The organism is Mycobacterium sp. MOTT36Y (genome assembly GCF_000262165.1).
In the GTDB taxonomy this organism is placed as follows: domain Bacteria; phylum Actinomycetota; class Actinomycetes; order Mycobacteriales; family Mycobacteriaceae; genus Mycobacterium; species Mycobacterium intracellulare.
The window spans coordinates 594,133-604,815 of the sequence record NC_017904.1; the positions used below are offsets into that span (position 1 = coordinate 594,133).

General features: G+C 68.4%; 11 protein-coding genes. 7 read left to right on the plus strand and 4 right to left on the minus strand.

The window, feature by feature from the left end; all coding sequences use genetic code 11:
* Nucleotides 1-4 precede the first annotated feature (4 nt).
* Nucleotides 5-631, minus strand: a complete 627-nt coding sequence (locus W7S_RS02965) for a TetR/AcrR family transcriptional regulator (protein WP_008263821.1) — start codon at nucleotides 629-631, stop codon at nucleotides 5-7.
* 210 nt (nucleotides 632-841) lie between these two features.
* Here W7S_RS02965 and W7S_RS02970 point away from each other — a divergent pair, with 210 nt between their 5' ends.
* From W7S_RS02970 to purD, 6 genes are all read left to right on the plus strand, one after another.
* The gene (locus tag W7S_RS02970; protein WP_014710891.1) at nucleotides 842-2,311 is read left to right on the plus strand and encodes an aldehyde dehydrogenase; all 1,470 of its coding nucleotides are present in this window, start codon (nucleotides 842-844) and stop codon (nucleotides 2,309-2,311) included.
* Nucleotides 2,312-2,325: 14 nt separating this feature from the next.
* The gene (locus tag W7S_RS02975; protein ID WP_008263823.1) at nucleotides 2,326-3,075 is read left to right on the plus strand and encodes an SDR family oxidoreductase; all 750 of its coding nucleotides are present in this window, start codon (nucleotides 2,326-2,328) and stop codon (nucleotides 3,073-3,075) included.
* A 96-nt stretch (nucleotides 3,076-3,171) separates the two neighbouring features.
* Entirely contained in the window at nucleotides 3,172-4,029 is an 858-nt protein-coding gene (locus tag W7S_RS02980) for an NAD(P)-dependent oxidoreductase (RefSeq protein WP_014710892.1), read from the plus strand.
* Nucleotides 4,029-4,463 (plus strand): carboxymuconolactone decarboxylase family protein, encoded by a 435-nt coding sequence (locus tag W7S_RS02985; RefSeq protein WP_014710893.1) that lies wholly within the window; start codon nucleotides 4,029-4,031, stop codon nucleotides 4,461-4,463. The genes W7S_RS02980 and W7S_RS02985 overlap by 1 nt, the downstream gene beginning before the upstream one ends.
* Nucleotides 4,464-4,624: 161 nt before the next feature.
* On the plus strand, nucleotides 4,625-5,203 hold the full coding sequence (locus W7S_RS02990; protein WP_232525815.1) for an XRE family transcriptional regulator: 579 nt from the start codon (nucleotides 4,625-4,627) through the stop codon (nucleotides 5,201-5,203).
* 56 nt (nucleotides 5,204-5,259) lie between these two features.
* Complete coding sequence (gene purD / locus W7S_RS02995; protein ID WP_014710895.1) at nucleotides 5,260-6,528, plus strand: phosphoribosylamine--glycine ligase; 1,269 nt, start codon at nucleotides 5,260-5,262, stop codon at nucleotides 6,526-6,528.
* A 6-nt stretch (nucleotides 6,529-6,534) separates the two neighbouring features.
* On the opposite strand, the gene W7S_RS03000 is transcribed toward purD, so the two are convergent.
* A complete protein-coding gene (locus W7S_RS03000) occupies nucleotides 6,535-8,118 on the minus strand; it encodes a gamma-glutamyltransferase family protein (RefSeq protein WP_014710896.1) in 1,584 nt (527 codons plus the stop codon).
* 81 nt (nucleotides 8,119-8,199) lie between these two features.
* The gene (locus tag W7S_RS03005; RefSeq protein ID WP_014383791.1) at nucleotides 8,200-9,111 is read right to left on the minus strand and encodes an alpha/beta hydrolase-fold protein; all 912 of its coding nucleotides are present in this window, start codon (nucleotides 9,109-9,111) and stop codon (nucleotides 8,200-8,202) included.
* Nucleotides 9,112-9,184: 73 nt separating this feature from the next.
* On the opposite strand from W7S_RS03005, the gene W7S_RS03010 reads away from it, so the two are divergent.
* Entirely contained in the window at nucleotides 9,185-9,802 is a 618-nt protein-coding gene (locus tag W7S_RS03010; RefSeq protein WP_008263833.1) for a TetR/AcrR family transcriptional regulator, read from the plus strand.
* Here the strand turns inward: W7S_RS03010 and W7S_RS03015 are convergent.
* Nucleotides 9,781-10,530 (minus strand): DUF429 domain-containing protein, encoded by a 750-nt coding sequence (locus W7S_RS03015; RefSeq protein ID WP_014710897.1) that lies wholly within the window; start codon nucleotides 10,528-10,530, stop codon nucleotides 9,781-9,783. The two genes, W7S_RS03010 and W7S_RS03015, sit on opposite strands and share 22 nt — an antisense overlap.
* Nucleotides 10,531-10,683: the final 153 nt, after the last annotated feature.

A 10,683-nucleotide genomic window follows, 5' to 3' on the forward strand; every position in this document is an offset into this window, starting at 1 on the left:
TGCCTTACGTCTCGGGGCTTGTGTCTTTGGCGCCGGTCAGGATCAGCCGCACCACGTAGGCCAGCCGGTCGGCGATCTCGCGGTAGCTGAATTCGCCACTGCCGCCCTGGACCAGCGCGCCGAAAAAGGACATCTCCAGTGCGGACACGGTCGTGGGATCGGCGTTGGGGCCCATCGCGGATGTGATCCTGCGGTGGATCTCCACGCCGATGCGGTCGCGGGCGGCGCGCACCGCGGGGTCCGCCCCGCCGCTGAGCAAGGCCGTCGTGCAGGCGGCGCTGACTTCGGGCTCGTCGGCGACCACCAGGGCCAGATGGCGCAGCACCTGTTCCACCCTGCTGGGCATCGGGTCGTTGACGTCGGTGAAGTAGGGGACCTGCCGCACCAGGTCCAGGTAGACCTCGGCGATCAGGTGATTCTTCGACGAAAAGTAGGTGTAGGCGGTGGCGGGCGCCACCTTGGCGCGGGCCGCCACCGCGCGCACGGTCAGGTCGGCGTAGGACTTTTCGCGCAACGTTTCGATGCCGGCGGCCAACACCTTGCGGAAGGTCTCCTCTTGACGCCGATTGCGCGGCGTCTGACCGGTCTGACGGTCGGCGTCGGAGGTGATCGCCAGTGCATCGCTGGACACATGTCCAAGCTAATCGATGTTGTCGGCGCGAAGCAAGTCCGTCCCGGAAACATTGTGGTTAATCTGCGGTTTTGGGGCGAGTATTCGAGTCGAACGGGATCCGCCCTTGCACCGCCGCTGGCCAGGAGACTATGGTTCGATCGGACGATATCGGACAACTGTCCACTAGATTGGCGTGCCGGGTTGACCGCGCACAGACAGGAGCGGGACATGGCCTTGCTGGCCGACGGCGTGAGCGAACTCTTCATCGACGGCAAGATGTCGGCCGGCAGCGCCGGCACCTTTCCCACGGTCAATCCGGCGACCGAGGAAGTGCTGGGCGTCGCCGCCAACGCCGACGCTGCCGACATGGACCGCGCGATCGATGCCGCGCGGCGCGCCTTCGATGAGACGGACTGGTCGCGCAACACCGAATTGCGGGTGCGCTGCGTCCGGCAACTGCGCGAGGCGATGCAGCAGCACCTCGAAGAGCTGCGCGACCTGACCATCGCCGAAGTCGGGGCGCCGCGAATGCTCACCAGCATCGCCCAGCTCGAAGTCCCGGTCAACGACCTGGCGTTCGCCGCGGACACCGCCGAATCCTACGAGTACAACCAGGATCTCGGCGAGGCGTCGCCGATGGGCATCCCCACCAGGCGCACCATCGCGCGTGAGGCCGTCGGCGTCGTCGGCGCCATCACCCCGTGGAACTTTCCGCACCAGATCAACCTCGCCAAGATCGGGCCCGCCCTGGCCGCCGGAAACAGCGTCGTCCTCAAGCCGGCACCCGACACCCCCTGGTGCGCCGCCGTGCTGGGGGAACTCATCGCCGAGCACACCGACTTTCCGCCCGGCGTCATCAACATCGTCACCTCGGACGACCACGGTGTCGGGGCGCTGCTGTCGAAAGACCCACGGGTGGACATGATTTCGTTCACCGGGTCGACGGCGACCGGGCGCAGCGTGATGGCCGACGGCGCGGCGACCATCAAGAAGGTCTTCCTCGAGCTGGGCGGCAAGTCGGCGTTCATCGTCCTCGACGATGCCGACCTCGGCGGCGCGGTGGGCGTGGCCGCGTTCTCGGTGTGCATGCACGCGGGGCAAGGCTGCGCGATCACCACCCGGCTGGTGGTGCCGCGGGCGAAGTACGACGAGGCCGTCTCCGTCGCGGCCGCGACGATGGGCGGCATCAAGGCCGGCGACCCCACCGACCCCGGAACCATCTGCGGGCCAGTGATTTCGGCGCGCCAGCGTGACCGGATACAGGGCTACCTCGACTCGGCGATCGCCGAGGGCGGGACGTTCGCCTGCGGAGGCGGCCGTCCGGCCGACCGCGAAGTCGGCTTCTTCATCGAGCCCACGGTCATCGCGGGACTGGGCAACGACGCGCGCTGCGCGCGCGAGGAGATCTTCGGCCCGGTCCTGACGGTGATCCCGCACGACGGCGACGACGACGCCGTCCGCATCGCCAACGACTCGCCATACGGCCTGTCGGGCACCGTGTTCGGCGCTGACCCCGACCGGGCGGCCCGGGTCGCCGCGCGCGTCCGCGCGGGCACGATCAATGTCAACGGCGGCGTGTGGTACTCGGCCGACGCGCCCTTCGGCGGTTACAAGCAGTCCGGAAACGGACGCGAGATGGGCCTGGCCGGTTTCGAGGAGTACCTGGAAACCAAAACCATTGCGACAGCAGTTAATTAGAGGAGCTTGCGAACATGCGATTCGAGAACAAAGTCGGCATCGTCACCGGTTCCGGGGGCGGGATCGGGCAGGCCTATGCCGAGGCGCTGGCCCGCGAGGGGGCCGCGGTGGTGGTCGCCGACATCAACGCCGAGGCGGCCGAGGCGGTCGCCAAGCAGATCGTGGCTGACGGTGGAACCGCGATCAGTATTCCGGTCGACGTGTCCGACCCGGCGTCGGCCAAGGCGATGGCCGACCGCACGCTGGCCGAATTCGGCGGCATCGACTACCTGGTCAACAACGCCGCGATCTTCGGGGGCATGAAGTTGGACTTCTTGCTCACCATCGACCCGGAGTACTACAAGAAGTTCATGAGCGTGAACCTCGACGGGGCGTTGTGGTGCACGCGCGCGGTCTACAAGAAGATGGCCAAGCGCGGTGGCGGGGCGATCGTCAACCAGTCCTCCACCGCGGCATGGCTTTACTCGAACTTCTACGGGTTGGCCAAGGTTGGGATCAACGGACTCACCCAGCAGCTGGCCACCGAACTCGGGGGTCAGAACATCCGGATCAACGCGATCGCGCCGGGCCCCATCGACACCGAGGCCAACCGGACCACCACCCCTCAAGAGATCGTCGCCGACATCGTCAAGGGCCTGCCGCTGTCGCGAATGGGCACGCCGGCGGACCTGGTCGGCATGTGCCTGTTCCTGCTGTCCGACGAGGCGTCGTGGATCACCGGCCAGATCTTCAACGTCGACGGCGGACAGATTTTCCGGTCATAGCCGCCGGCGACGATGCAGAGCGAAGCGATGAGGAGGAGCGGCGCAGATGACACCGCCGGCGACGATGCAGAGCGAAGCGATGAGGAGGAGTGGCGCATGACTGAAGCGCTCAAGCTGGGCTATATCGGGCTGGGCAATATGGGCGCTCCGATGGCCACGAAGATGACCGAATGGCCGGGCGGGGTAACGGTTTTCGACATTCGGACCGATGCGATGACCCCACTGGCCGAAAAGGGCGCCCGCCTGGCCGACAGCGTCGCCGACGTCGCGGCCGCCGACATCATCCACATTACCGTGCTCAACGACGCCCAGGTCCGTGAGGTGGTCGGCGAGCTGGCGGCGCACGCCAAGCCCGGGACGGTCATCGCCATCCACTCGACCATCAGCGACACCACGGCCGCCGAACTGGCCCGCGAGCTCAAAGACCGGGGCATCCACATCGTCGACGCCCCGGTCAGCGGCGGCGCCGCTGCCGCCGCGAAGGGCGAGCTGGCCACCATGGTGGGCGCCGACCGCGAGGTGTACGAGCGAATCAAGCCGGCGTTCAAACACTGGGCAGCGGTGGTCATCCACGCCGGTGAGCCGGGTGCGGGCACCCGAATGAAGTTGGCCCGCAACATGTTGACGTTCACCTCGTATGCCGCCGCGTGCGAGGCCATGAAACTCGCCGAGGCGGCCGGGCTGGATCTGCAGGCGCTCGGACGGGTGGTGCGTCATACCGACGCTCTCACCGGTGGCCCGGGGGCGATCATGGTGCGTGAGGACATGAAAGACCTCGAGCCGGACAACTTCCTGTACCAGCCGTTCCTGCACACCCGGGGGCTGGGGGAGAAGGATCTGAGCCTGGCATTGGCTCTCGGCGAGTCGGTGTCGGTCGATCTACCGCTCGCGCAGTTGGCCTACGAGCGATTGGCCGCCGGCCTCGGGGTGCCGCACACGAAGAAAGAGGCGTAATGGACGAGCTGCGCAGCAAGGGTCTCGCGAAGATGAACGAGGTCTACGGCTGGGAGATGCCCAACGTTGAAGGCGACGCGTACTTCGACCTGACCGTCGATCACCTGTTCGGCAGCATCTGGACGCGGCCGGGATTGTCGATGCGCGACAAGCGCATCATGACGCTGACGGCCGTGACCGCGATCGGGAACCGCGACCTGGCCGAGATCCAGATCAACGCCGCGCTCCTCAACGGCGAACTCTCCGAGACCGAACTGAAGGAGATGGCCGTCTTCCTCACCCACTATCTCGGCTTCCCGCTGGGTTCGGCGCTCAACGGCGCGGTCGACGCCGTGGTGGCCAAGCGCAAGAAGGCCGCGGCAAAGGGGGCCGGCGAGGACAAGAAGGGCAACGTCGACGCCGCGCTCAAGATGCACTCGGGCGAAAAGTCGTGACCGCCGGCTGACGCACGTTCGTGCTCCCTGCGCCGGATAGCTGTTCCGGCGCGGGTTTTCGTGAACCCCCCCGAACTCATGGGTGTACAGGGACGGCAACGCAGAATATCCTCGATCGCGGTGTTTGGCGCGTCACCGCTGATTCCCGGTGCGTGGCGCCCATGAGCGGGGCCGGTCTGCAGAAGGACCAAAGGGAGCTGAGGAGCAGGATGGCAAAGGAAAACCCGGACGAAGGTGAAGCGCCGATCATCGTCGGCATGGCGGAGGCGGCGATGCACATGTACGTCACCGCCATCACCGCGTTGCCCGATGCTGGCGATGACGAATTTCGGCCCCGGGTCGAGGTAATTCTCGCTGGCTTGCGCAAGCTCCGAAAATCGCTGACCGACGGCGCGGCCCGCAGCAGGCTGACTCCCGGCGTGATCGTTGCGCTCAGCGAAGCTCGTCGGTGTTACGACGACCTGATGGAACGCGCCGCGGCCGCACCCGCGGCCACGCTGGGCCAGCAACTGTACGTGGCCCGGTTGCGCGCCAAACTCTCGGCGAAAGAGGCAGCGAACGGGGTCGGACTGCGCGCGGAGCTGCTGGACCAACTGGAAGCCGGTGAAATGCCAACCGAGGATGAGGCGATCAAAGTCAAAGCGCTGATCGAGGCCCTCGGCCGCGGGGTGCCGGCGACGAACAGCAACGGCGAGCACGGACGATTGCCCATCGAGTCGCTCGACGAATCAGTGGCGTGAAATTTGGTCGGCCGCGGTTCGTGCATTGGCGCGCTCCCCGGCTAGTCTGACGTGTCGTGCGCGTCCTGGTGATCGGTTCCGGTGCCCGTGAGCATGCGCTGCTCCTGGCGCTCCGCAAAGACCCGCAAGTGACGGGACTGGCCATCGCCCCGGGCAACGCCGGCACGGCCCGGCTGGCCGAGCAGCACGACGTCGATGTCACCTCGACGGAAGATGTCGTCGCCATGGCCCGAGCGGTCCGCGCCGACCTGGTGGTCATCGGTCCCGAGGTGCCGCTGGTCCTCGGGGTGGCCGACGCGCTGCGGTCCGCGGGCATCGTCTGCTTCGGCCCCGGCAAGGACGCCGCCCGCATCGAAGGCTCCAAGGCGTTCGCCAAAGAGGTCATGGCCGCGGCCGGCGTGCGCACCGCGACCACCGAAATCGTCGACAGCCCCGCACTTTTGGACGCCGCCCTGGACCGCTTCGGTCCGCCGGCCGGGGATGCGGCCTGGGTGGTGAAGGACGACCGCCTCGCCGCCGGCAAGGGCGTCGTGGTGACCGCGGATCGCGGTGCGGCGCGAGCGCACGCCGCCGGGCTGCTCGAAGCCGGCCACCCGGTGCTGCTGGAGTCGTATCTGGACGGTCCCGAGGTGTCGCTGTTCTGCGTCGTCGACGGCGCGACCGTGGTGCCGCTGCTGCCGGCGCAGGACTTCAAGCGCGTCGGCGACGGCGACAACGGACCCAACACCGGCGGCATGGGCGCCTACGCGCCGGTCCCGTGGCTTCCCGACGAGGTCTATCGCGACATCGTCGGCAACATCGTCGAACCCGTTGCGGCCGAGATGGTCGCGCGTGGCTGCCCGTTCAGCGGATTGCTGTATGCCGGGCTCGCGATCACCGCAAACGGGCCCGCGGTGGTCGAATTCAACTGTCGCTTCGGCGATCCCGAGACCCAAGCGGTGCTGGCCCTGCTGGAATCACCACTCGGCCAGCTCCTGTACGCGGCGGGCAGCGGCACGTTGGCGGAGTTCGGCGAGCTGCGCTGGCACGACGGTGCCGCGGTGACGGTGGTGCTGGCGGCGGAGAACTATCCCGGGCGTCCTCGGGTGGGCGACGTCATCGTCGGCTCCGAGGCCGACGGGGTGCTGCACGCCGGAACGGCGCGACGCGAGGACGGCGAAATCGTCTCCTCGGGTGGCCGCGTGCTGTCGGTGGTGGGAACCGGCGCCGACCTCGCGGCCGCGCGAAGTCACGCGTATGACGTCATGCGTTCGATTCGACTGCCCGGCAGTCATTTCCGCAACGACATCGCCCAGCTGGCGGCCGAAGGCCAGATCCGCGTCTAAAAGGCGTTAGAAGGCGGCCACCTGTCCGTCGCGGCGCGGATCGCTGGCCGCGAAATAGCCGCCGTGGAGTCGCCAGATCGCCTGGCAGCTGCCGAATTGGTTGTAGTCGTCGACGGCGACCAGGTCGTGCCCGCGCCGGCGTAATTCGTCGAGTGTCGCAGCCGGGAAACCCTTTTCGCAGCTGACCTGCGTCCCCTCCACCCACCGGAACCGCGGGCCGTCACACGCCGCCTGCGGGTTCTGCCCGTGGTCGGCGATGCGCACCATCACCTGCACATGTCCCTGCGGCTGCATCATTCCGCCCATCACCCCGAAGCTCATCACCGGTTCCCCATCCTTGGTCACGAAGGCCGGAATGATGGTGTGGAAGGGGCGCTTGTTCGGGCCCACGACGTTCGGGTGGCCTTTCTTCGCAAGGAAATTCGCGCCGCGGTTTTGCAGCGAGATGCCGGTGCCGGGCACCACCACGCCGGAACCGAATCCCATGTAGTTCGACTGGATCATCGACACCATCATCCCCGCGGCGTCGGCCGCGGTCAGGTAGACGGTTCCGCCCGTCGGGGCGCCCGCGGAGGCCGGCTTCGCCCTCGCGCGGTCGATCAGCGCGGCGCGCTGAGCCAGGTAGTCCGTGTCCAACAGGTGTTCGGGCCGCAGCGGCATGTGCTCGATGTCGGCGACATACGCCTGGGCGTCGGCGAACGCGAGCTTCACCGCTTCGATCTGCAGGTGCACGCTGTCGGCGGAATCCGGTGGCAGCGACGCCATGTCGAAGCGCTCCAGGATGCCCAGGGCGATCAGCGCGACGATCCCCTGCCCGTTGGGCGGAATCTCGTGCACGGTGTATCCGCGGTAGCCGCCGTCGACCGTGCCCACCCAGTCGGCGCGGTGAGCCGCGAGGTCGCTGCCCCGCATGACACCGCCGTGGGCCGACGCGTGCGCCTCGAGTTTGGCGGCCAGTGCCCCGCGGTAGAACGCCTCGCCGCGGGTGGTGGCGATCGCCTCGAGTGTGGCCGCGTGATCGGGCAGGCTGAATCGCTCGCCGGGTTTCGGCGCCCGCCCGCCCGGCAGAAACGCCTCGGCGAAACCCGGCTGCCTCTCGAAGAGCGGCACCTGGGCCGCCCACTGCTCGGCCACCGTCGGCGAAACCAGAAAGCCGTTGCGGCCGTAGGAGATCGCGGGCTCGAAGAGCCGCTCGAACGGCAGCTTGCCGAACTTGGAGTGCAGTTCGGTCCACGCCGACACCGCGCCCGGCACGGTCACCGAATTCCACCCGAAGAGGGGAACGGATTGCCCGCCAAAGTATTCCGGAGTCCAGCCCGCCGGGGAGCGGCCCGATGCGTTCAGCCCGTGCAATTGCTTGCCATCCCACACGATGGCAAAGGCGTCCGAGCCGATGCTGTTGGAAACCGGCTCCACGATCGTCAGCGTGATGGCGGTGGCGATGGCCGCGTCGACCGCGCTGCCGCCCTCGGCGAGCATCCGCAGGCCCGCCTGGGCGGCGAGCGGTTGCGATGTGCACACAACGTTTTCCGCCACGACGGGCTTGCGGGGCCAGGCGTAGGGGAGGTTCCAGTCGAACGGTGCGCTCATCTCCGCGAGCGTAACGCCATGGCGATTTCGGACGCGATGCTTCGCCGTGGCATTATGCCCGCGGGGCGGCGGCGCAGACCCTCACGCCGTCAGCAGCGGTGCCATCCAGGTCAGCTCGGCGGGCAACTGCGAGCTCCAGAATCCCCCGTCGTGCCCACCGGGCGAGAAGCCGCCGGCCGGCGGATTGGGCAGTTGCGCGATGAACTGCTTTGTCGCGCTGTAAAACGGATCGCTGTCGCCGCAATCGATCCGAATGGGGATCGAGGCCAGGGCGGGCATGCCGAACACCGAGTTCGCCGCGAAGTCGTCGGGGCCGTCGAACGCGCCGGGTGCGGCCGCGCCCGACGACATCCACAGTGCGGGGCTCACCGCGCAGATCGCCGCGGTGCGGCCCGGTCCCAACCGACCGCCCAGCAGCAATGCGCCGTAGCCGCCCATCGACCAGCCCAGGAACGCCACCCGTGAGGTGTCCAGATTCTGGTTGCCCAGCATCGGGATCAGCTCGTCGAGCACCATGGCGCCGCTGTCCTCGCCGGAAGACCGTTTGTGCCAATAGCTGCCGCCGCCGTCGACGGCGACCACCGCGAACGGCGGTAGTCCGGCGTCGACGGCCTGCGCCAGACCGTGTTCGACGCCGCCCGCCATCACGGTGGACGCGTCACTGCCCTTGCCGTGCAGCGCGATCACGGGTCGCAGCGGCTTCGTCTGGCCCGGCGGACGCGCGATGGCCCAATTCGTGTTCACGCCGCCACGCGCGGCGGAGACGAAGGAACCGGTCACCATGGTGGGCGCGGCCGCCGCCGGGGGAGCCGGATCGCGAGGCGGGCTCGGCGCCAAAGGCACCTGGGTGCCGGCCGTCGACACCGGCGTGGCATGAGATGTGCGTGGCTGTAACAGGATGTCGAGTCCGTACGCGCCGACTGCGCCGAGGGCCGCGCCGGCGCCGAGGCCGAGCACGGCGCGGCGGCTCAAGTCGGGCATGCGGGCCATCATGCCATGTTCGTTCGGCGGGCCGTTTGGCCGAAATGGCAATGCAGTACCACTTTGGCTGGCACGATGGCTACTCGTGACTGCAGCGGTTACTCCGAAAGGAGAACGTCGACGGTACGCGCTCATCAGCGCCGCCGCCGAGCTGCTCGCCGAGGGCGGGTTCGAAGCGGTGCGCCACCGGGCGGTCGCCGGGCGGGCCGGATTGCCGTTGGCGTCGACCACCTATTACTTCTCCTCCCTCGACGATCTGATCGCACGCGCGGTCGAGCACATCGCGATGATCGAGGTGGCGCAGCTTCGGTCGCGGGTCACCGCGTTGTCCCGGCGGCGCCGCGGGCCGGAGACCATCGCCGAGGTGCTGGCGGACCTGCTCGTCGGGGACGTGTCGGGCCCGGGACTCACCGAGCAGCTGATCTCGCGCTATGAGCGACACATCGCGTGCACCCGCCTGCCCGCGTTGCAGGAAACCATGCGACGCAGCCTGCGGCAGCGCGCCGAGGCCGTCGCGGAGGCCATCGAGCGCTCGGGCCGCTCCGTGCACATCGAATTGGTGTGCACGCTGATCTGCGCGGTCGACGGGTGTGTGGTGTCGGCCCTGGTCGAGGGCCGGGATCCGCGCGCGGCGGCGCAGGGCGCGGTGGTCGATCTCATCGAGGTGCTCGCCCCCATCGATCAGCGCCCCGTGCAGATCTGACCCGGCAGCGACGGCGTCACGATGCACCCGCTGCCAACGTCGCCGTAGATCGTCATCCCGGCCGGGCGGCGGTGCGCGTACAACGCCACGTAGGCACAGACGACCGCGTCGACCGGATCCTCGGCGCGGCGCAGCTCGCATTTGCGGTGCGCGGCGGCCACGGCCGTCCGCAACGCGACCCAGCCCTCGTGCGCGGCGACGCGCAGCGGGATCGGGGCCTGCGCGAGCCGTTCGAGCCCGTCCATCAGTAACAGCAGCTCGGACTTGAGCCGGTCGACGCTACGGCCCGGCTTGGCCTTGTACTTCAGGGTGCGCTCCAACCCGAACAGCGCGACTGTCGCCGCATGCGGGTAGACCTCGAGGGCGCGACGGCCGACCGGTGCCCGAGGATCCAGGTCGAGGCCGAGCGCCGCGGCCAGGCGTCCGCCGCGGGGGCCGTTGGCGAATTCGGGCTTTCCGGTGTTGCAGGGGTGGGCGCCGGCCTCGAACCGGCGGAAGTCGCAGTTGAGCGCGGTCTCGGCCGGGCGCTGGCCGGTCGGGTTGTTCACCACCAGAGGCGCGTCGAAGGCGACGACGCAATCGCCCCGCACGTAGGGCCGCAACGCGGCCAGGATCTCGTCGTCGTCGCGGGCCGCGCCCACGCTCACCAACTCGCCGTCGGAGTCGACGACGGCGACGCCGGTCGGGTTGCGACCCGCCCAGGCGAGGTCGACACCGGCGAAGTACATCCGCACAGGGTATGACCGCGACGCAACGAGGGTATGGCGGCATCGAATGTAACGCCACGGTGATTTTCGGCACGATTTTTCGCCGCCACGTTACGCCCGGTGATGAGAAGACCCGGGCGCGACGACCGTAAGCTGTGTGTTCGTGAGGACCAA

Coding starts and splice junctions, on each gene's coding strand:
- W7S_RS02970 (WP_014710891.1), top strand. CDS start 842: ATGGCCTTGCTGGCCGACGGCGTGAGCGAACTCTTCATCGACGGCAAG.
- W7S_RS02975 (WP_008263823.1), top strand. CDS start 2,326: ATGCGATTCGAGAACAAAGTCGGCATCGTCACCGGTTCCGGGGGCGGG.
- W7S_RS02980 (WP_014710892.1), top strand. CDS start 3,172: ATGACTGAAGCGCTCAAGCTGGGCTATATCGGGCTGGGCAATATGGGC.
- W7S_RS02985 (WP_014710893.1), top strand. CDS start 4,029: ATGGACGAGCTGCGCAGCAAGGGTCTCGCGAAGATGAACGAGGTCTAC.
- W7S_RS02990 (WP_232525815.1), top strand. CDS start 4,625: ATGAGCGGGGCCGGTCTGCAGAAGGACCAAAGGGAGCTGAGGAGCAGG.
- W7S_RS03000 (WP_014710896.1), bottom strand. CDS start 8,118: ATGAGCGCACCGTTCGACTGGAACCTCCCCTACGCCTGGCCCCGCAAG.
- W7S_RS03005 (WP_014383791.1), bottom strand. CDS start 9,111: ATGATGGCCCGCATGCCCGACTTGAGCCGCCGCGCCGTGCTCGGCCTC.
- W7S_RS03015 (WP_014710897.1), bottom strand. CDS start 10,530: ATGTACTTCGCCGGTGTCGACCTCGCCTGGGCGGGTCGCAACCCGACC.